We start from the raw sequence: 21,082 nt of genomic DNA, 5'->3' as shown, positions 1-21,082 counted from the left end.
ATAGCGGCAATGCTGAGACCCCGCAAGAGCTTGCTCTGAGGAGGCTCAGCGTCGCCCCGCGGAAAGCGAAGTGCCTGGAACGGAAATTAACAGCCCCATCATGCCGCCCAACCCTTATGAAATTTTTCAAATAAAAAAAGCCCCCATAACGAGGGCTTCAACTATTAATTCTGGCGCCAAGGGCTCATGACAACATTCGTCTGTGAGCGGTCCGGGCCGACAGAGAAGATGGACAATGGGATGCCTGTCAGCTGGGCAACTCTTTCGAGATAGTGGCGGGCATTGGCCGGAAGCTCATCCAGCGACTTGCAGCCAGTGATATCCTCAGTCCAGCCTGGGAGCTCTTCACACACAGGCTCACATTCAGCAAGCACCTTCAGGCTCGCCGGGAACTCTTCGATCACTTCGCCTTTATAGCGGTAAGCAACACAGATTTTCAGCGTTTCGATGCCTGTCAGAACATCAATAGAGTTCAGGGACAGATCAGTGATGCCGCTGACCCTGCGGGCGTGGCGGACAACAACACTGTCGAACCAGCCGACACGGCGTGCACGGCCCGTAGTTGTACCATACTCGCGGCCAACCTCGCGGATCCTATTGCCGATCTCATTATCAAGCTCAGTCGGGAATGGTCCGTCGCCGACACGTGTTGTATAGGCTTTGGATACGCCGACAACATGCTTGATTTTCGTAGGGCCGACGCCTGAACCGATCGTTACGCCGCCCGCAACCGGGTTGGAAGAAGTAACAAACGGGTATGTCCCCTGGTCGATGTCGAGCATAACGCCCTGTGCTCCTTCAAACAGGACACGGCGGCCTTCATCAAGGGCATCGTTCAGCACGACAGACGTGTCGCACACATACTGCTTGATCTGCTGGCCATACTCATAATACTCTTCAAGAATATCTTCAAGCTTGAAGCCTTCTGTTTCGTAGAAGCGCTCCAGCAGGCGGTTCTTTTCTTCAAGATTGCGCTGCAGCTTCTCTTCGAACACTTCACGGTCAAGAAGGTCGGCGATGCGGATGCCGTTGCGGGCAGCTTTATCCATGTACGCAGGCCCGATGCCCTTCTTGGTGGTGCCGATCTTGTTGGCGCCTTTTCTTTCCTCTTCCACTTCATCGAGCTTCAGGTGGTAAGGCAGAATCACATGCGCGCGGTTTGAGATGCGCAGATTATCAGTTGTGACATTTCTTTCATGCAGATAGGCAAGCTCCTTGAGCAGAGCCTTCGGATCCACAACCATGCCGTTTCCAATGACACAATCTTTTTCTTTATAAAAAATTCCGGATGGAATCAAATGAAGCTTGTATGTCTCACCGCCAAACTTGATGGTATGGCCGGCATTATTTCCTCCCTGGTAGCGGGCAATCACTTCAGCATTTTCTGAAAGGAAGTCTGTAATCTTTCCTTTTCCTTCATCTCCCCATTGAGTTCCAACTACAACGACTGATGACATTTATAAAGCACCTCCAAAGAGTGTTAAATATGTATCCGTTCTTCAAACAACTCTAATTTTACCAAGGGAAAGCGATAAAAGTCAATGAAACACGAACATTTTTAAAGAAATCATAAAAATATGTTCGTATAAAATTCAAACTGTCTGTTCTTTAGTTTTTGCTTATGAGGAAGGTCCTATTCTTTTTTCCACAGAAAAAAGCCGCAGTACAGAACTGCGGCTTTACGCACCAGGCGGCATGCCTGAGTCATCAAACCTCTTCTCGAGATTGACGAATTTATTATACTCCTTCACGAACGCCAGCTGGACGGTACCGACCGGGCCGTTACGCTGCTTGGCAATAATGATTTCAATGATGTTCTTGTCTTCTGATTCTTTGTCATAATAATCGTCACGGTACAGGAATGCCACAATATCGGCATCCTGCTCGATGCTTCCCGATTCACGGATATCGGACATCATCGGGCGCTTGTCCTGGCGCTGCTCCACTCCACGGGAGAGCTGGGACAGGGCGATGACGGGAACCTGGAGCTCACGAGCGAGCGCCTTCAGGGAACGGGAAATTTCCGAAACTTCCTGCTGGCGGTTCTCGCCGGAACGGCCGCTTCCCAGGATCAGCTGGAGATAGTCGATCAGGATCATGCCAAGGCCGTGCTCCTGCTTCAGGCGGCGGCATTTGGAACGGATTTCGGTGATCCTTACACCCGGCGTGTCATCGATGAAGATTCCTGCGTTTGAGAGGCTTCCCATCGCCATCGTCAGCTTGCCCCAGTCATCATCTGTCAGGGAGCCGGTCCTGAGCCTTTGGGCGTCAATATTGCCTTCAGCGCAGAGCATACGCATAACAAGCTGCTCTGCACCCATCTCAAGACTGAAAATCGCGATGTTTTCATTCGTTTTGGTAGCTACATTCTGCGCAATATTCAGGGCAAAGGCTGTTTTACCAACCGATGGACGGGCGCCCACAATGATCAGGTCATTCCGCTGGAAGCCGGCTGTCATTTTATCCAGTTCGGCGAATCCCGTCGGAATCCCCGTGATATCCCCTTTGCGGTTGTGCATGACTTCAATATTATCGTAGGTGCGCACAAGCACATCTTTAATATTATGAAAGGCGCCGGCATTTTTGCGCTGAGCCACCTCAAGGATGTTCTTTTCCGCCTCGCCGAGCAGGACTTCAACTTCATCCTCACGGGAGTAGCCATCCTGGGCGATGCCAGTCGCCGTCCGGATCAACCTTCTGAGAAGCGATTTCTCCTCGACGATCCGCGCATAATATTCAATATTGGCCGCTGTCGGCACAGAGCCTGCCAATTCACTCAGGTAGCTGACGCCTCCTGTATCCTCCAGCAGCTTGGCAGCTGCCAGCTCCTCGGTCACAGTGACAAGGTCAACAGCCTTTCCTTCGTCATTCAGCTTAAGCATCATGTTGTAAATTTTCTGGTGGGCTGCCCGGTAGAAGTCTTCCGGGATCAGCATCTCAGATGCCAGCGTCAAAGATGCCGGCTCCAGGAAAATGGCACCGAGCACAGCCTGCTCCGCTTCTATATTTTGCGGGGGCAGCCTGTCTGCAAACAGATCACTCATCTATTCCAACTCCCTCTTAATGCCTATCTATCTTTATATCTATTAAAAATCTATGCAAAAATCCACTGAATTCACAAAAAAGGCCGATTAAGCAGGAAAAATGTGATCAGCTTGGCACCGACCACATTTCTCTCAACTCTTATATTTTAACATGTTTATCTGTAAATGGAACTTCCAAAATTAGTTTACTTCTTTTACATGGACATTCAAGGTAGCAGTTACTTCAGTATGAAGCTTTACTGGAACCTTTGTATAGCCGAGCGTGCGGATTGCATCGCTAAGCTCAATCTTGCGCTTGTCAATCTTGATGCCGTTCTTTTTATTGAGCTCTTCAGCAATCTGCTTGCTTGTGATGGAGCCGAACAATCTTCCGCCTTCACCTGATTTCGCTGAAAATTCTACTGTAATCTTTTCCAGTTTTTCTTTAAGCTCTTTCGCTTCTTCCAGTTCATTGGCAGCCACTTTTTCTTCTTTCTTTTTCTGTGCGCTCAATGTGCTGATATTTGCCTGATTCGCTTCAATGGCAAGCCCCTGCTTCAGCAGGAAGTTGTGGGCATAGCCGTCAGCCACGTTTTTGACTTCCCCTTTTTTTCCTTTTCCTTTAACATCTTTTAAGAAAATGACTTTCATTCTTTCCGTCTCCCTTCAAAGTAATCATCTATAGCCTGATGAAGGCGCTCTTCCGCCTCATCGACTGTTATGTCTGTCAGCTGTGTTGCTGCATTCGTGAGATGCCCTCCGCCCTCAAGACTTTCCATGATGATCTGGACATTCACATCGCCGAGCGAGCGGGCGCTGATGCCGACCAGATTATCTGCCCGCTTGGAGATGACAAAAGAAGCATCGATCCCGTCCATTGTCAGGAGTGTGTCGGCAGTCTGGGCAATAAGCACCTGATCGAACGACTGGTCAGGGCTTCCCTTCGCAATTGCGAGGCCTTCCCGGTATAGGGAGACCGTCTCAATCAGCTTGGCCCGCTTCACATAGGTGTCGACATCCTCCTTGAGGAACTTCTGGACAAGGACGGTATCCGCTCCCTGGCCGCGCAGATAGGAGGCGGCATCAAAGGTTCGGGCACCGGTCCTGAGCGTAAAGCTTTTCGTATCGACAATGATCCCGGCAAGCAGGGCGGTGGCTTCAAGCATTTCGATCCGGCCTTTCTTTGGCTGGTATTCAAGCAGCTCGGTGACAAGCTCTGCTGTTGAGGATGCATACGGCTCCATATAGACGAGCAGCGGGTTCTTGATGAATTCCTCGCCGCGCCTGTGGTGGTCGATGACCACTACATGATCAATCTTGCTGAGCAGCCGCTCCTCGATGACAAGGGACGGCTTATGGGTATCCACCACAACAAGCAAGGTATCATCCGTCGCAATCTCAAGCGCCTCCTCAGGGCTGATAAAGCGGGAGAAGAGGGACTCATTCTTGCGGATTTCCTTCATCATCCGCTGGACGCCTGTATCGATATCCTGGAAGTTCATGACCACATAGCCCTCGCACTGGTTCATCTCAGCTACCTTCAGGATGCCGATGGATGCGCCTACAGCGTCCATATCCGGGCTTTTATGGCCCATGATGATGACCTTATCGCTTTCAGTGATCAATTCCTTCAGTGCGTGGGAAATCACCCTTGCGCGGACCCTCGTCCTTTTTTCAACAGGATTGGTCTTGCCGCCGAAGAATTTGACTTTCCCATTCGGCTGCTTGATGGCCACCTGGTCACCGCCCCTGCCGAGGGCAAGGTCAAGGCTTGACTGTGCCAGCGAACCGAGCTCTGGCAGGGAAGAGACACCGGAGCCGACGCCAATGCTTAAGGTGAGCGGGACATTTTGGGTCGAGCTTGTTTCCCGTACGTCGTCGAGGATCGTGAACTTTCCTCTTTCAAGCAGCTGGAGGATGTTTTCATTGAACACCGCGATGAAGCGCTCAGACGAAATCCTTTTCAGGAAGACGCCATTGTCCGTCGCCCACTTATTCAGGAGGGAGGTGACAAGATTGTTAAGGCTGCTTCTTGTCTGGTCGTCCATCCCCTGTGTCAGCTCATCATAGTTATCTAAGAAGATGATGGCCAGTACGGTCCTTTCATCTTCATACAGCTTTTCAATTTCCGTCTGCTCGGTCACGTCAAAGAAATACAGGAGCCGTTCATCCGGCTTATGTATGACCCTGAATTTCCGTTCGTGGAGGGTGATGACCTCAGACTCCACCTCTTGCTTGATCAAAGGGACGAGTGTTTCTGCTGCATCATAAAGCGATCTGCCGACCAGTGTATCTTCATCAAAGCAGGAAGCAAGGAATGGATTGGTCCATTCGATATACAGCTCTTCATTGAAGAGCATGATCCCGATCGGCATTTCCATCAGGGCTTCTTCGCCTACTTTTTTGACACGGTATGAGAGTGTTGATATATACTCTTCTGTTTCCCGGCGCTGGCGGTAGTCTATCATAAAAATGAAATAGAATGGCAGCACAATCAGCAGCACGCCTGCCAGGCCAAGGATCCAGTTGTAATATGCCAATATCCCAAGGACCACCACTGTTATTCCCATCAGCCAATAAAGCGGATAGCGGATGGATCGCTTTTCTAAATACGATGGCATGTTTTCAGCTCCTACAGTAGTGTCAGACTTTTTCTTTTAACCATTTTTTCAAATTGAATCCTAAGTCAATTATACCTAATATCCTGATAATATAAAGGAGAAAAGGCAGGATGAAGCTCAGGACGGCGGCTATGACCGGCACGGCCTTTGGATAGCCTTTCATGTGGCAGAAATAAAAGACGAGCGAGAGCCCCTGCACAATCATAAGCAGCTGCAGGATAAAACTCAGATTTATAAACGCATCAAAAAGGACTGTTCCTTCCTCCGGCTTCAGAAGGAGAGCCGCAATGATGGTGATCAGATAATACCAGAGTACGCTCTTCGGGAGGGACAGACTCCGAAACTGGCCCCATTTTTCCATATTCACGCCAAACCGCTTCACGATTGGAAGGGATACTGCCTGGAGGATCAGGACATTGATAAATGATGCCATGATCAGCAAGCTCGGAATGAGTGTCTCGGTCAATTCAATGCCGCTGTACAGCTGATCCTTCATCTTTTCATTGAGCGGCTGGCCGAGATTTTCCATCAAAGACACAACCTTATCGACAGACTGCTTTAAAATATCAAACGATTCTTTTATCACATTCAGCTCAAAAAACTGGACCGCGATCCCGTATTGGGCAACCAGCAGGATCAGGAAGGCAAGTGAACTTGCCATATACGTGCTGAACCGCGACTTTTTCTCCCGGATAAAATCCCCCATTACAGTTCCCGTTATACCATAGAGCAGCGCAAGCGGAATCGCCAGTATCGTCCCGACAATCAGCGAAATGAGGATGCCCCCTGTCAAAAAAACCAGCGAGCTTTTGCGGTCATTCGTTGCAGCAAATAAGATAAACGGCGCTGCCAAAAACAGATTCGTGACGACCCCGAGAACAGGGACGTAAAGGGTCAGCAGCATCAGGACAGCAAACACTGCCAGCATGACGGCACCCGAAGTCAACTTATGGACATTCTTCACTGCTTCACCTCTCAAATTCTCTTTATACTAAGCTGCATCCTGCAGCAGGTAAAAGACATATTCCTATTACTATTTTATCGGGTATGAAGGCTTGGTTCAACCTTCTGAAATGCGGAGGGTGCTTGCTCAGCCCAGACAAGCATAAGACGCTTAGGAATAAAAGGCGTTCTTTGCCTTTAATTCCTAAGTGGCTTATGACTCGAGGGGCTAGGCTTTGCAGCTGGACAATCGAAATGCGGGGGGTACTTTGAACGCAGACTAAAAACGCCGCGTCCTGCGGCAGCGTCTGCATAACCCGCATCCTGCGGGCCTCAAAGATCCAAAACAATCATCTATGTATGAAAAAAGAAGGACACCCATAAGGCGCCCTTCTTTTATTATATATTATTCACCTGAAACGTAAGGCAGTAATGCCATGATACGCGCACGCTTGATAGCAACAGTCAATTTACGTTGGTATTTAGCGTTTGTACCAGTTACACGGCGAGGTAAAATTTTACCGCGCTCAGAGATGAATTTTTTCAGAAGATCTACATCTTTGTAGTCGATGTGAGTGATTCCGTTTGCTGTGAAGTAGCAAACTTTACGGCGTTTTGCACGTCCGCCTCTGCGTCCTCCTCCAAATGCCATGTCATTTCCCTCCTTTTGGTTTTAGTATCGTGTACCCGTCCAATCAAAGAGATCAGAATGGCAGATCGTCATCAGAGATGTCGATTTGGCCATCATTAGCGAATGGATCTTCATCCACGCGCGTATACCCTTGATTGCGGTTATTGTTTTGTCGCTGATTCTGATCATTATTTCCATATGGGAAATCCTGTTCTCTTGAAGGACCGCCATAGTTTCCGTCATTACGGCCGCCGCTGGGGGCACCGCCTGAAGCATTTCTCGGCTCCAGGAACTGAACGCTGTCTGCCATTACTTCTGTAACGTAGACGCGCTTGCCGTCCTGTCCCTCATAGCTGCGGGTCTGAAGGCGTCCATCAACGCCGGCAAGGCTTCCTTTTTTGAGGAAGTTTGCTACGTTTTCAGCTGGACGGCGCCAGATCACACAGTTGATGAAGTCAGCTTCCCTTTCTCCCTGCTGATTCGTAAAAGTACGGTTAACAGCAAGTGTGAAGGAAGCAACGGGCACTCCATTTGGCGTGTACCTTAACTCAGGATCTTTCGTTAAACGTCCGACAAGAACAACACGGTTCATCATCAGAATCAACTCCTTCCTTATTTAAAACTAGTCTATTTCAAGTCTTACTTTTCGTCTTTAACAACCATGTGGCGGATGATATCTTCGCTGATTTTTGCAAGGCGAGTGAACTCGTCCACTGCAGCAGCTTCCGCATTCAGGTGGATCAACTGGTAGTAGCCATCACGGAAATCGTTGATTTCGTAAGCCAGGCGGCGTTTGCCCCAGTCTTTTGATTCAGTCAGTTCCGCACCATTATCAGTCAGGATAGAGTTAAAACGCTCAACAAGAGCCTTTTTAGCCTCATCTTCAATGTTTGGACGGATGACGTACATGATTTCGTACTTTCTCATCTCATTACACCTCCTTTTGGTCTAAGCGGCCCATTCGGGCAAGGAGTAACTATTCATTACTCACAAGTTGAAATTATAGCATATATCCGGAAGGAAAGCAATTATCCCTTCCAAAAAGAAAAAACCTCATTCCGAGGTATATTCATCATATCATATTTTATTGGACAATTTCCATTCTTTTATCCCAAATTCCGGAAGCCGTATTCGCCCTCAAATGCAATCTCTTTATATTCTGCCAGCAGCTGGTCCATGATTTTATCCCATGACTGCCGTTCGGCATATTTCCTCGCTTTCCGGGACATGCTGGCGAGCTTGGCGGGGTCTCCAAGCAGCTCTTGTATCGCATCCGCAAATGCCCCGCTGCTGCCTGCCGGGCAGATCCGGCCGGTCCTTCCATCCGAGATGATTTCCGCCGGGCCGCCTTTGTCTGCCACAATGGCAGGAGTGCCAGATGAGAGGGCTTCAAGGACCACGTTTCCGAATGTTTCAGTAGGGGAGGGAAAGACGAGCAAATCGGCTGCTGCGTATAGGCCGGCCAGCTCTTCGCCTGTGACATATCCGGTCATTGTCACATTGCCCCTGCCGGCAGATTCCTTTGCGAATGGATGGAACTCAGGTCCGTCGCCGACGATCAGCCAATGCACCCGCTCCCGGATTTCTTCCGGGAGGCTTCCCATTGTCTTCAGCAGGGTTCCAAGATCCTTTTCCGGTGCAAGCCTGCCTGCATAAAGGAGGATATGGGGCTCCTTTATCCCAAATTTCATCCTGGCTGCTTCCTTATCCCTATCAGGATGAAACAGCCGGCTGTCAACACCGCGCGTCCAAAGGGATACAGGATGCAGCCCCTGAGCTTCAAGGATCGTTTTCGTATCTTTTGACGGCACGAATATGCGCTGGAAGGAACGGTGGAACCATTTCATATATTTCCAGAATAGGGGGGAGAGCCATTGGCATTTATAAAGCTTTAAGTATTGGTCAAAATGGGTGTGATAGGAGCCGGTGATCGGGATGCCCAGCTTTTTGGCCGCATGGATCCCATAAAGCCCCATGGTCAGCGGAGTGGCTATATGAACGATGTCGGGAGAAAACTTCTGCAGCCTTTCCGTTATTTTGCGGGGATTGGCCACAGCTGTTCTGCACTCAGGATAGAAAAAGAAAGGAATACTCAGAAACTCAGCTGCGTTCGGATAGGATATTCCCTCAGCGGGTCCCGGTATAAAAAGCATATACTCTATATTCCGCTTCTCAAGATGGTCTGTGAGCCGCTTCAGCGTGTTAGCCACCCCATTGATCTGGGGATAAAAGGTATCAGAAAAAATCGCCACCTTCACTCTCATTCCTCCTCAATATTAAAATGACTGGGCTATGGCTGCGAAAAAGATGCCTGCACCTGTGCCAAGCAGAGATCCTGCTGCAATATCGGTAGGATAATGGACGCCAAGCACAACCCTTGAAAGGGCGACAAGACCGGCAGCTGCCAATAAAGCGGGAGCGAATGGAGGGAAAAGAATGCTGTAGGGAACTGCCAGGGAAAAGGCGGCTGTTGAATGCCCTGACGGAAAAGAATGATCTTTGAAACGAAATCCATGCACACGGACGCCGGTAAGCACCTGAAAGGGGCGGATCCGCTTAACGGCCCGCTTGATCAGGACTGCGGCAAGATGGCTTGCTCCAAGGGAAAGCGATGCAGCTGCTGCCGGCCGGAAAAGGGAAGGGGGGCCCGCCAGCATAAGAACCAGCTGCAGGACGACCGTAAACCGCGCACCGCCCAAATGGGTCAGCATTTGAAAAAAACGGACAAAAGCTGCCTCTGATCTGCTGTTGCAATAATGAAACCACAGTTCATCCTGCCTTCGGATCCAGGCTCTTGCACGGCTCATCACAAATCCTCCTTTAGCACGTTCTTCTTTTTCATTGTAAAAAGAATGTGTAACAGCCGTTTGAATCTCATGTAAATTTATTGTTAATCAGCCTTGAAAGGCGGAGGGCGCTTGCTCAGCCCCGACAAGCATAAGACGCTTTGGAATTGAAGGCGTTCTTTGCCTTCAGGTCCAAAGTGGCTTATGACTCGAGGGGCTAGCGCCCGGAGCTGGACCAATTGAAAGGCGGAGGGCGCTTGCTCAGCCCCGACACTCGAGGGGCTAGCCCCACGGAGCTGAACCATTGAAAGGCGGATGGGGTGTTCAGCCACGGCATGGTGTGAGACACTCTATTTCACATTTGAGTGTGTCAGAGTATCTCAAGATTCTCTCATGGGGTATTCTGACACTCCTTCACCCCCTACAGAGTGCCTCATAATCCCAACATGAAGCACTCTGATACTCCTTAACCCCTCACAGAGTTCCTCATAATCCCAACATGAAGCACTCTGACACCCCTCCACCCCTCGCAGAGTTCCTCAAAACTTCAGCATGAAGCACTCTGGCACACCTCCACCCCTCACAGAGCGCCTCAAAATCCAACGCCCCCCTGCACCCCCCAGCCCAACAAAAAAAGCCCCCAAAAGCGGGAGCCTCTCATCATACTTATTAAACATTAAAGCGGAAATGGATGATATCTCCGTCTTTAACAATATAGTCCTTACCTTCAAGACGGACCTTTCCTGCTTCTTTCGCAGCGGCCATGGTCTTGGCTTCCAGCAGGTCATCATAGTGGACGGTTTCTGCCCTGATGAAGCCTCTTTCAAAGTCTGTATGGATGATGCCGGCACACTGAGGCGCCTTCATGCCCTTGCGGAACGTCCAGGCACGGACTTCCTGCACACCTGCCGTGAAATAAGTGGCAAGGTCAAGCAGATGGTAAGCTGAGCGGATCAGCTGGTCAAGGCCTGATTCCTCGATGCCAAGCTCTTCAAGGAACATTTGCTTTTCTTCGCCTTCAAGCTCGGCGATTTCAGATTCGATTTTCGCACAGACGACAATCACTTCTGCATTGTCTTTCTCTGCAAAATCCCTGACGCTCTGGACGTATTCATTTGAAGATGGATCTGCTACATCATCTTCCCCGACATTGGCTACATACAGGACAGGCTTGATTGTCAGGAGGTGGAGGTTCTTGGCGATTTTATGCTGCTCTTCTGTGAACTCCACAGTGCGGGCAGGCTTGTCTGATTCGAACGCATCCTTCAGCAATTCAAGGACTTCAAGTTCTGCGACAGCTTCCTTGTCCTTCTGCTTCGCCATTTTGCCGACGCGGGCAATGCGCTTCTCAACAGATTCCAGGTCAGCAAGGATCAGCTCAAGATTGATGGTTTCGATATCGGAAATCGGATCGACCTTCCCGGATACGTGCGTGATATTATCATCAGCAAAGCAGCGGACAACCTGGCAGATTGCATCCACTTCACGGATATGTGAAAGGAATTTATTCCCGAGGCCTTCCCCTTTGCTGGCGCCTTTTACGATTCCGGCGATATCGGTGAATTCGAATGTTGTCGGTACAGTTTTCTTCGGCTGAACAAGCTCTGTCAGCTTGTTCAGCCGGTGGTCAGGAACCTCAACAATTCCCACATTCGGGTCAATCGTACAAAACGGATAGTTGGCAGACTCCGCACCTGCCTGTGTTATTGCATTAAATAATGTAGATTTACCAACGTTCGGCAAGCCTACAATCCCAGCTGTTAATGCCATGCCAGTCACTCCTCAACTTTTATTTCAGCATCTATTTCAAAAACGGTGAAATCTATTTTTATAAGGCTGTTTCTCGTTTTCATAAAATTGGACAAGCCTCCCACAATTATAGAGATTTGCCGGGCAAAAGACAAGTCCATCACTTTCCAGAAAAAAGAAGCATGACTATTCTTCATGCTTCACAAGGATTTTTTTCAATTTCCGGCTGAATTCTTTTCGCGGGATCATGACGCTGTGCGAGCAGCCCTCGCATTTGATGCGGATATCCATGCCGAGGCGGATGATTTTCCAGCGGTTGGCCCCGCACGGATGGGCTTTTTTCATCTCTACTACATCATTCAGGCCATATTCTTTAGGTTCCATGCTATTTTCCTCCTATGCTTTTCCCGTGCTTTTTTCAGGCTTTTCTTCCTGGCGCGAATACATGACCAGGCGGGGGAAAGGAATTTCGATGCCATGTGCATCGAGGGCCATCTTGATTTCCTTCCTCAGCTGCCGGGCGATAAAGAAATGCTTCATCGGCATTGTCTCTGCCGTCACCCGGATAACCACATCTGATGCGGCCAGGTTCTGGATGCCCAATATTTCAGGCGTCTTGACCATATCTTCATATTTTTCAGGCAGTGTTTCCAGGAGGTCCTTAAGCACCTGCTCAGCCTTCTGGATATCTCCTTCATACGCAATGCTCACATCCACAAACGCGACACTGTTATGAAGGGAGAAATTGGTCACCTGGACGATGCTCCCGTTCGGCAGGATGTGAAGCTCACCTGTCCAGCTCTTAATTTTAGTTGTCCGGAGGCCGATTTCCTCTACGGTTCCTTCGAATTGGTCCACCCTGATATAATCTCCGACCGAAAATTGGTCTTCAAAAATGATGAAAAAGCCGGTGATGATATCCTTCACAAGGTTCTGGGCGCCGAAGCCGACTGCAAGCCCCACAATCCCGGCACCGGCAAGGAGAGCTCCCACATCAATCGTCAAGGTCGAGAGAATCATCATGATCATGATGAACGACACCACATATGTCAGGACATTCTCAAGCAGTTTGACCAGCGTTGCCTCCCGGCGGTGGCTGATCCGGAGCGGCGAATGGCTCCGCACGGCAAAGACCTGGCGGATGGCCGCCCGGCCGATCCTGATGATGAGGCTAGATACAATCAGAATGGCAATGATCTTCAAAAATCCAAGGCCAATGGCACTCCACATATTTTCATCGGACAGCTGATCCTTGATTCCCTGAAGCATTTTTTCTGTAGAAGTCATGGTTTCACCCGCTTACTTTTAGTGAATTATATAAGAAAATCGCCAGCGCCTTAATAAAGGACTCGGAATAAGTATGCCGCGGCGTGCAAAAACGTCTGCAGGATTCCGCCTCAAGCCTGTACCTCAAGGCCATAGGCGAAGCTGCAAGCGAGCAGCCGAAATTCAAAATAATACTTTCTTATCTTATAAAATTAAATCCATTTTAACAATTTGCAAGAATTTTTTACAGTCTGACATATGATTGCCTTCCCTGAAATTCTTTTCCTATAAAACCTTCCCCGCCTGCACAAGTGCCTTTAACCCATTAAAGGATCGAACGGACAGTCAGCAAGCATACCAAGATATGATTCTCTGTTTATCTTTTTACTGATGCAGGTATGTATAGATTACAAAATTTTTCCGTATACTGTTACTACCATAATGAGGGAGTGGAACCAATGAACTTAAGAACGAATTTATTTGAAAAAAAGGCCGGCAGTGCACGCGTTGCCCATGATGAACAGGATGCTGCAAATAAGCTGGCCGCAGAACTCTTAAATTTCATGCCCCCAGGCATCGGTGTACGCCCTGTCGTTTTTGTCTGCATCGGCACTGACCGCTCAACCGGAGATTCATTGGGCCCGCTCGTCGGCACACTTCTGGAAGAAAAGGCCGTGGCTCCCTTTCATGTATACGGAACGCTGGATGATCCCATCCATGCCGTTAATCTCGAAGAAAAACTGAAGGAAATCAAAGAATCGCATGTGCGCCCCTATATCATCGGAATTGACGCATGCCTTGGCCGCCTGAAGAGCGTGGGTGTCATCCAGGTCGGATCCGGTCCGGTCAAGCCGGGAGCGGGCGTGAACAAAGAGCTGCCTGAGGTAGGCGATATGCATATCACCGGAATTGTAAATGTGAGCGGATTTATGGAATTCTTCGTTCTGCAGAATACGAGGCTGAATCTTGTGCTGAGGATGGCAAAGACGATTGCTGCCGGAATCCACGAAGCGAGCCTGAATGCAAGATTTAAGCATGCATGGCCGCGCATCAGCTGGGATCTGGGAACAGCTGAACAGGCAAAGCTGAATCAGTAGGGAAGGGATGGACCGACAAATGCCATCCACCCTCTGTCAAACAAGCTGCTGGTAAAAATAGATCGATGTGACGATAACGGCCGTCACAAGGATGCCGGGCAGGAGATTGGCCACCCTGATCTTCGTCAACCCTGTCAGGTTAAGCCCGATTGCAAAGATCATCACCCCGCCTGCCGCTGTCATTTCAAGAATGAACTGGTCCATCAGTGCCTGAGGGACAAACCGGTCGATCTGGGTCGCAAAGAGGGCAATCAGCCCTTCATAAAGGACGACTGGGATAGCTGAAAAGATGACGCCGATCCCAAGGGTAGTGGTCAAAATCAGCGCCGTAAAGCCGTCGATGATCGATTTGGTATACAGAACATCATGGTCGCCGCGGATGCCGCTGTCCAATGCCCCGATGATGGCCATCGCTCCGATCACAAAAATGAGGGTTGCTGTCACAAAGCCCTGCGAAATGCTGCCCTGTCCATTTGACCCAATCTTTCTCTCCAGCCAATTGCCGACTGCATTGAGTTTATCCTCAAGCCCAAGCCACTCGCCGAGCACAGCCCCAAGCACAAGACTCAGGATGACAATCAGGAAATTTTCACTTTTGAAGCCCATCTGCAGTCCAAGGACGATGACTGCCAGCCCAATCGCATACATGACAGTGCCTTTCATGCTTTCCGGGATGCGGTGGAGCAGCTTGCCGAGAAGCGTGCCGATGACAATCAGCAGCCCATTCACTAAAGTGCCTAATAAAAACATTGCATTTCACCTTTATCTGTATAGTAGTTTATGAAAAAAGAAGAAAAAGCCATCCATGATGGCTTACGAACGTTCCTGGTCCAATATTTGTAAAATCCGGTCCAAATCATCTTTTGAAAAAAATTCGATCTCAATTTTGCCTTTGTTCTGGTTCTTATTCTGCTTGATGCTGACCGGGGTTCCGAACCGCTCCCGCAATGATGTTTCCTGAGCTTTAATGAAGATATCCTTCGGCTGCTTCACTTTTTTTGTTTCACGTGGAACAAGCTCATTCAGGTGATGGATCAGCTGTTCAAGCTGGCGGACATTGAGCCCTTCCTTTATCGCGCGGTCAGCTGTTGCCTGAACTTTTTCCTTCTGTCTGAGGCCCAGAAGTGCACGGCCATGGCCCATCGTGATCTTGCCGCTTGAAATCAGCTCCTGGATTTTCGGAGGGAGGGACAATAGCCTGATATGATTGGCAATATGAGGCCTGCTTTTCCCCAATCTTTTCGCAAGCTCTTCCTGTGTCATCTTCAGCTTCTCGATCAGCTGCTGATAGGCAGCCGCTTCTTCCATCGGAGTGAGGTCCTCGCGCTGCAGGTTCTCAAGTATGGCCAGCTCCATCATCTGCTTTTCGGTCAATTCCCTGATGACCGATGGCACTTTTTCCAGGCCGGCTTCCCTGGCAGCCCGGCAGCGGCGTTCACCTGCAACGATTTCAAAGCCTTTGATGCTTTTTCTCAGGATGACCGGCTGAAGGATGCCATGCTCCCGGATCGACTGCTTCAGCTCTTCAATTGCTGCTTCGTCAAATATTTTTCTGGGCTGATAAGGATTCGGACGGATTTCCGAGAGCCTGATCTCCTGGATTGTTTCTTCAGAATCTGCCTCGGCGTTCGAGAAGAAAGCATTCAGCCCTTTTCCCAGACCTTTAGCCATTCGAAATCACTTCCTTTGCCAAATCTAGATACACTTCAGCTCCCCGGGATTTCGCATCATAGATGATGATCGGTTCCCCGTGGCTCGGTGCTTCACTTAAACGGACATTGCGCGGAATGATCGTTTTATAGACTTTATCCTGGAAGTATTTCTTTACCTCTTCAATCACCTGTATACCCAGATTGGTCCTGGCATCAAGCATCGTGAGAAGCACACCTTCGATTTTCAGGTCATGGTTCAGATGCTTCTGGACAAGGCGGACCGTATTCAAAAGCTGGCTGAGCCCTTCGAGTGCATAATACTCACACTGGACCGGTATCAGGACGGCATCGGAAGCCGTCAGGGAATTGATCGTCAGAAGGCCGAGGGAAGGAGGGCAGTCAATGATGATATAATCGAAGTCCTTTTTCACTTCTTCAAGGGCCCTTTTGAGTCTCACTTCCCGGGAAATAGTCGGAACCAGCTCAATTTCCGCCCCCGCAAGCTGAATGGTCGCAGGAATGGCATATAAATTCTCGACGGCCGTCGGCTTGATCACTTTCAGCGCTTCAACATCATCGACGAGAACATCGTAAATGCACTGATCCACATCCGCTTTTTCTATACCGATCCCGCTTGTCGCATTGCCCTGCGGATCAATATCGACCAGCAGCACTTTCTTGCCTATGTATGCCAAGCAGGCTCCCAAATTCACAGAGGTCGTCGTCTTTCCGACTCCTCCTTTTTGATTCGCAATCGCAATAATTTTCCCCACGGTGCCACCTACCTTATTCCTCTAAACAATGATATCTATTCTATTCATCTTCTATTCAATCAGAAAAAAACTTACTAGAGTCACGACTTCTATTTTATCATGAATGGAATATGATGTTAGGTTTTTTCTTAAAATTCCCACAGATTGAAGAGAAATGAATATTTTGCCTGCTGCAGGCTCAGACTTTCAGCCTGCCCCGGAAGCCTCTCGCAGCATAGTAAGAATCGGCGCCATTATGATAGACGAATACCTGGTTATATCGCCGGTCGCAGAAAAGGGCGCCGCCAAGCTCCCTGACTTCAGCAGGAGTCTGCACCCAGGAGGATGTTTTCAAATCAAAGCTTCCGAGCTTCTGAAGCTCCCGGTACTGCTCTTCTGATAAAAGCTCAATGCCCATATCGGCAGCCAGGTCCATTGCACTGGTTTCAGGCTTATGCTTTTTCCTGGACTCCAGCGCCTCACGGTCGTAGCAGACGCTGCGGCGGCCTTTAGGGCTTTCTGCTGAACAATCACAGAATATGTATTCACCATTTTTTTCATCATAAGCAACAACATCCGGCTCCCCGCCGGTCAATTCCATTTCATTGAGCGCCCAGAGCTTATCAGTATGATCAGCCAGTTTTGCCTCCACTTGAGTCCAATCAAGATTATGATGGCGCTCCATATTTTTCTCAAAACGATCCTTCAATGTGCCCAGCAGTTCTTCCCTTTTTTCTGAAGACAGGTCCTTGTTCATGCTTTTTTCCTCCTCAACATAGTGTTGTGATAATAATGAAAAACGCACTGCGGATTCCGGTGTGAAATACAGTGCGTTTTGTCTACATATTTAGTGTGTCTCACAATCTATCATTTCTTTTTAGGAATCTTGATCGTGAACTGGTAGAATTCCTCAAATTCTTCTTCTTCGGAATCAAGATTGATGCCGCTGTCTGAAACCATATTGAGGGACTGGCGGATGGTATTGACCGCTATCCGCATGTCCTTGCTGAAAGCCTTCCGTTTCGGCTTAGGCTTGTTTTCGCTCTGCTCGAGCAGTTTGACGACACGTTCTTCCGTCTGTTTGACATTGAGGCTTTTCTCAATGATTTCTTCCAGAAGCTTGACCTGCTTTTCCGGATTCTTCAGCGGAATGAGGGAGCGGGCATGGCGCTCTGTGATCTGCTTGCCCAATAATGCTTCCTGGACCTGTTCCGGAAGCTTGAGGAGCCTGAGCTTGTTCGCTACAGTGGACTGTCCTTTGCCAAGACGCTGCGCCAGGGCCTCCTGGGTCAGATTATGGAGCTCAAGCAGCTTTCCGTAAGCAACCGCTTCCTCGATCGGCGAAAGCTCCTCGCGCTGGAGATTTTCAATCAGGGCAACAGAGGCGGTCTCAGTGTCGCTGAGATTCTTGACAATCGCAGGCACCTCGTCCCAGCCCAGTTTATTCATTGCCCGCCATCTGCGTTCGCCGGCAATGATCTCGAATTTGCCATCATCGAATTCCCTGACAACAATCGGCTGGATGATCCCGTGCGTATGGATCGTACGGGACAATTCTTCGATTTTCTCGTCATCAAATACCGTTCTCGGCTGAAAACGGTTCGGCACAATCTGTCCGATCGGAATTTTCCTGACTTCTTCCCTGTTGGTTGGTTCTTCTTCTTCTATATTTAACTGTTCATCAGCTTTTTCGATTTCTTGTTCTTCCTTTTCGCCTAGGCCAAAAAAGCGTGAGAAAGAATGCTTCATCACCCTGCACCACCTTTACGAAACTCCCTATTACATATTCTCCTGAAAAACGGGAACTCCTGCACCTCAGATAAACAATCTTCCGACAGAAGACGCGTTTTCATCCATGAGAATATGGATATATAACAACAGCTGCTATTAAAAATTATGCCATAAATCCGGGACAAAAGTAACTAATTATTCAATTGGGCTCTTATTAGGGGTGCCCGGTTTTCTTGGAAATTTCTTTGGTGCCGGCTTTTCTTTCCGGATCACAAAGATATTCCGTTCGCTTTCTTCTTCCGGTAAAAGGAAGGAGTAGGAATCCTCCAATTTGCCGCCAAGCATCGTAATCGCTTTCTTGCCTGCAGCCAGTTCATCCTGGGCGCTGGCCCCTTTCATGGCCACAAAATGGCCGCCAACCTTGGCAAGGGGAAGGCAAAACTCAGTCAACACCGACATTCTGGCGACAGCCCTGGCTGTCACAACATCAAATGCTTCCCTGTATTCCTTGTTCTGTCCAAAGGTTTCCGCCCGGTCATGGATGAAACGGACGTTTTCAAGGCCAAGCTTTCCTGCAAGATGCTCCAGGAAATTGATCCGTTTATTCAATGAATCAACGATCGTCACGCTGATTTCCGGGAATGCAATTTTGATCGGAAGGCTCGGGAAACCCGCTCCTGCACCTACATCGCAAATATGTAAGGGCTTGGAGAAATCAAAATAAAAGGCAGCGGAAACAGAGTCATAGAAGTGCTTCAGATAGACTTCCGGCTTGTCTGTTATGGCTGTCAGGTTCATTTTTTCATTCCACTCAACCAATGTTTCATAATAGATATTGTATTGATCAATCTGCCTTGGAGAAAGGGAAATCCCTTTCTCCTCCAGCATCTTGATGAATTGTTCAGTATTCATTGCCCATTCCTTTCCTGCAGCTGTAATTAGTTGTTGGAAACCCTGGCGACCCTTCCTTGCTCAAGATATACAAGCAGGATGGAGATATCGGCAGGATTGACGCCGGAAATCCGGGAAGCCTGTGCAATGGACAGCGGGCGTACTTCCTTCAGCTTTTGGCGGGCCTCTGAAGCGAGTCCATTGATCGCATCATAATCGATATTTTCCGGCACCTTTTTGTTTTCCATCTTCTTCAGGCGCTCGACCTGCTGCAGGGATTTTTCGATATAACCTTCATACTTCAGCTGGATTTCGACCTGTTCTGTCACATCAAAGTCCAAATCTGCGTCGGCAGGCGCCGCAAGCTTGATATGCTCATACGACATTTCCGGGCGCTTGAGCAGGTCTGACGCACGGATTCCGTCCTTCAGCTCGCTTCCGCCCTGGTTTTTGATCATTTCCTGCACTTCGGCAGATGGCTTGATGATGATGGAGCGGAGCCTTTCTTTTTCCGCTTCGATCGCCTGTTTTTTCTCTGTGAAGCGTCCGTATCTTTCGCCGCTGATCAGGCCGATCTTATGGCCCACATCCGTCAGGCGCAGATCGGCATTATCATGGCGGAGAAGCAGCCTGTATTCCGCACGGGAAGTAAGGAGGCGGTAAGGCTCATTCGTCCCTTTTGTGACAAGATCATCGATCAGCACACCGATATAGGCATCAGAGCGGCTGAGGATAAGCTCTTCCTTGCCAAGCGCGTTCAGGCCGGCATTGATTCCTGCCATAAGCCCCTGTCCCGCTGCTTCCTCATATCCGGAGGTTCCATTAATCTGTCCGGCGGTATAAAGATTCTTGACCTTCTTCGTTTCCAATGTCGGCCATAGCTGGGTCGGAACGATGCTGTCATACTCAATCGCATAGCCGGCACGCATCATCTGGACATTTTCAAGGCCTGGGATTGTGCGGAGGATCTTCTGCTGCACATCCTCCGGAAGGCTTGTGGAAAGCCCCTGCACATACACTTCCTGTGTATTCCGGCCTTCAGGCTCAAGGAAGATCTGATGGCGCGGCTTATCATTGAAGCGGACCACCTTATCTTCAATGGATGGGCAATAGCGGGGCCCTGTCCCTTTTATCATGCCTGAATACATCGGCGAACGGTGCAGATTATCGTCGATCAGCTTATGCGTTGTTTCATTTGTATAGGTAAGCCAGCATGGCAGCTGGTCTGTGATATATTTAGTCGTTTCATATGAGAACGCCCGCGGCACATCATCGCCTGGCTGGATCTCTGTCTTGCTGTAATCGATCGTATGGCTGTTCACGCGCGGAGGCGTACCGGTCTTGAACCGGACCATATCGAAGCCAAGCTCCTGCAGATGCTCAGAAAGCTTAATGGAAGGCTGCTGATTATTCGGGCCGCTGGAATATTTCAATTCGCCGAGAATGATTTCCCCGCGCAGGAATGTCCCGGTGGTAATGACGACCGTCTTCGCGCTGTATGCCGCGCCGGTCATCGTTACGACACCCTTGCAGACGCCGTCTTCCACGATCAGTTTTTCAACCATGCCCTGCAGCAGTGTGATATTCGGTTCGTTTTCAATCGTTTTCTTCATTTCATGCTGATAGGTGAATTTATCGGCCTGCGCCCTGAGCGCACGTACAGCCGGCCCTTTTCCTGTATTCAGCATCCTCATCTGGATATGGGTTTTATCGATATTTTTGCCCATTTCACCGCCGAGGGCATCTATTTCCCTGACGACGATCCCTTTTGCCGGACCTCCGACTGAAGGGTTGCACGGCATAAAAGCAACCATATCAAGATTGATGGTCACCATAAGTGTCTTGGCGCCGAGCCGCCCCGCAGCCAGGCCGGCCTCGACTCCTGCATGTCCTGCCCCGATAACAATGACATCATAATTGCCTGCATCATACTGCATGTTT

Annotated in this window: 21 protein-coding genes; 1 reads left to right on the top strand and 20 read right to left on the bottom strand. The window is 49.2% G+C overall.

Annotated elements, in window-relative coordinates:
* Nucleotides 1-164: 164 nt before the first annotated feature.
* The 13 genes from FZD51_RS18675 to FZD51_RS18615 form a co-directional block, all read right to left on the bottom strand.
* Complete coding sequence (locus tag FZD51_RS18675) at nt 165-1,457, bottom strand: adenylosuccinate synthase (RefSeq protein ID WP_148976148.1); 1,293 nt, start codon at nt 1,455-1,457, stop codon at nt 165-167.
* A 222-nt stretch (nt 1,458-1,679) separates the two neighbouring features.
* Entirely contained in the window at nt 1,680-3,044 is a 1,365-nt protein-coding gene (gene dnaB / locus FZD51_RS18670) for a replicative DNA helicase (protein ID WP_009791712.1), read from the bottom strand.
* Between the two features lie 180 nt (nt 3,045-3,224).
* Complete coding sequence (gene rplI / locus FZD51_RS18665) at nt 3,225-3,674, bottom strand: 50S ribosomal protein L9 (RefSeq protein ID WP_009791713.1); 450 nt, start codon at nt 3,672-3,674, stop codon at nt 3,225-3,227.
* Nucleotides 3,671-5,644, bottom strand: a complete 1,974-nt coding sequence (locus FZD51_RS18660; RefSeq protein ID WP_148976147.1) for a DHH family phosphoesterase — start codon at nt 5,642-5,644, stop codon at nt 3,671-3,673. The genes rplI and FZD51_RS18660 overlap by 4 nt, the downstream gene beginning before the upstream one ends.
* 22 nt (nt 5,645-5,666) lie before the next feature.
* A complete protein-coding gene (locus FZD51_RS18655) occupies nt 5,667-6,608 on the bottom strand; it encodes a YybS family protein (RefSeq protein WP_148976146.1) in 942 nt (313 codons plus the stop codon).
* A gap of 384 nt (nt 6,609-6,992) precedes the next feature.
* Nucleotides 6,993-7,238, bottom strand: a complete 246-nt coding sequence (rpsR, locus tag FZD51_RS18650; RefSeq protein ID WP_009796290.1) for a 30S ribosomal protein S18 — start codon at nt 7,236-7,238, stop codon at nt 6,993-6,995.
* A 52-nt stretch (nt 7,239-7,290) separates the two neighbouring features.
* The gene (gene ssb / locus FZD51_RS18645; protein WP_022544627.1) at nt 7,291-7,812 is read right to left on the bottom strand and encodes a single-stranded DNA-binding protein; all 522 of its coding nucleotides are present in this window, start codon (nt 7,810-7,812) and stop codon (nt 7,291-7,293) included.
* A gap of 44 nt (nt 7,813-7,856) precedes the next feature.
* Entirely contained in the window at nt 7,857-8,144 is a 288-nt protein-coding gene (gene rpsF, locus FZD51_RS18640) for a 30S ribosomal protein S6 (RefSeq protein ID WP_009796293.1), read from the bottom strand.
* Between the two features lie 179 nt (nt 8,145-8,323).
* A complete protein-coding gene (locus FZD51_RS18635; protein WP_148976145.1) occupies nt 8,324-9,481 on the bottom strand; it encodes a glycosyltransferase family 4 protein in 1,158 nt (385 codons plus the stop codon).
* A gap of 12 nt (nt 9,482-9,493) precedes the next feature.
* Complete coding sequence (locus FZD51_RS18630; protein WP_148976144.1) at nt 9,494-10,024, bottom strand: phosphatase PAP2 family protein; 531 nt, start codon at nt 10,022-10,024, stop codon at nt 9,494-9,496.
* Between the two features lie 648 nt (nt 10,025-10,672).
* The gene (gene ychF / locus FZD51_RS18625) at nt 10,673-11,773 is read right to left on the bottom strand and encodes a redox-regulated ATPase YchF (RefSeq protein WP_148976143.1); all 1,101 of its coding nucleotides are present in this window, start codon (nt 11,771-11,773) and stop codon (nt 10,673-10,675) included.
* A 165-nt stretch (nt 11,774-11,938) separates the two neighbouring features.
* Complete coding sequence (locus FZD51_RS18620; protein ID WP_148976142.1) at nt 11,939-12,136, bottom strand: DUF951 domain-containing protein; 198 nt, start codon at nt 12,134-12,136, stop codon at nt 11,939-11,941.
* A 12-nt stretch (nt 12,137-12,148) separates the two neighbouring features.
* Nucleotides 12,149-13,039 (bottom strand): mechanosensitive ion channel family protein, encoded by an 891-nt coding sequence (locus tag FZD51_RS18615; protein ID WP_148976141.1) that lies wholly within the window; start codon nt 13,037-13,039, stop codon nt 12,149-12,151.
* 437 nt (nt 13,040-13,476) lie between these two features.
* On the opposite strand from FZD51_RS18615, the gene yyaC reads away from it, so the two are divergent.
* A complete protein-coding gene (yyaC, locus tag FZD51_RS18610) occupies nt 13,477-14,115 on the top strand; it encodes a spore protease YyaC (protein ID WP_148976140.1) in 639 nt (212 codons plus the stop codon).
* 36 nt (nt 14,116-14,151) lie between these two features.
* Here the strand turns inward: yyaC and FZD51_RS18605 are convergent, their stop codons facing one another.
* From FZD51_RS18605 to mnmG, 7 genes are all read right to left on the bottom strand, one after another.
* Nucleotides 14,152-14,865 carry a DUF554 domain-containing protein gene (locus tag FZD51_RS18605; RefSeq protein WP_009796301.1) on the bottom strand — a complete coding sequence of 238 codons (714 nt, stop codon included), beginning with the start codon at nt 14,863-14,865 and terminating at the stop codon, nt 14,152-14,154.
* A 63-nt stretch (nt 14,866-14,928) separates the two neighbouring features.
* Nucleotides 14,929-15,786 (bottom strand): ParB/RepB/Spo0J family partition protein, encoded by an 858-nt coding sequence (locus FZD51_RS18600; RefSeq protein WP_148976139.1) that lies wholly within the window; start codon nt 15,784-15,786, stop codon nt 14,929-14,931.
* Nucleotides 15,779-16,540 (bottom strand): ParA family protein, encoded by a 762-nt coding sequence (locus FZD51_RS18595; protein ID WP_009796303.1) that lies wholly within the window; start codon nt 16,538-16,540, stop codon nt 15,779-15,781. The genes FZD51_RS18600 and FZD51_RS18595 overlap by 8 nt, the downstream gene beginning before the upstream one ends.
* Nucleotides 16,541-16,718: 178 nt before the next feature.
* The gene (locus FZD51_RS18590) at nt 16,719-17,276 is read right to left on the bottom strand and encodes a DUF4256 domain-containing protein (RefSeq protein ID WP_148976138.1); all 558 of its coding nucleotides are present in this window, start codon (nt 17,274-17,276) and stop codon (nt 16,719-16,721) included.
* A 110-nt stretch (nt 17,277-17,386) separates the two neighbouring features.
* On the bottom strand, nt 17,387-18,268 hold the full coding sequence (noc, locus tag FZD51_RS18585) for a nucleoid occlusion protein (protein ID WP_148976137.1): 882 nt from the start codon (nt 18,266-18,268) through the stop codon (nt 17,387-17,389).
* Nucleotides 18,269-18,445: 177 nt separating this feature from the next.
* Nucleotides 18,446-19,162: a 16S rRNA (guanine(527)-N(7))-methyltransferase RsmG gene (rsmG, locus tag FZD51_RS18580; protein WP_148976136.1), complete on the bottom strand. Its 717-nt coding sequence runs from the start codon at nt 19,160-19,162 to the stop codon at nt 18,446-18,448.
* Nucleotides 19,163-19,188: 26 nt separating this feature from the next.
* Nucleotides 19,189-21,078 (bottom strand): tRNA uridine-5-carboxymethylaminomethyl(34) synthesis enzyme MnmG, encoded by a 1,890-nt coding sequence (gene mnmG / locus FZD51_RS18575; RefSeq protein WP_148976135.1) that lies wholly within the window; start codon nt 21,076-21,078, stop codon nt 19,189-19,191.
* Between the last annotated feature and the right edge of the window lie 4 nt (nt 21,079-21,082).

The sequence above is a fragment of the Bacillus infantis genome, from assembly GCF_008180445.1.
Taxonomy (GTDB): Bacteria; Bacillota; Bacilli; order Bacillales; family Cytobacillaceae; genus Bacillus_AB; species Bacillus_AB infantis_B.
The sequence above is the reverse complement of the archived record's forward strand: the minus strand, read 5'-3'. Positions and strand labels throughout refer to the sequence as shown.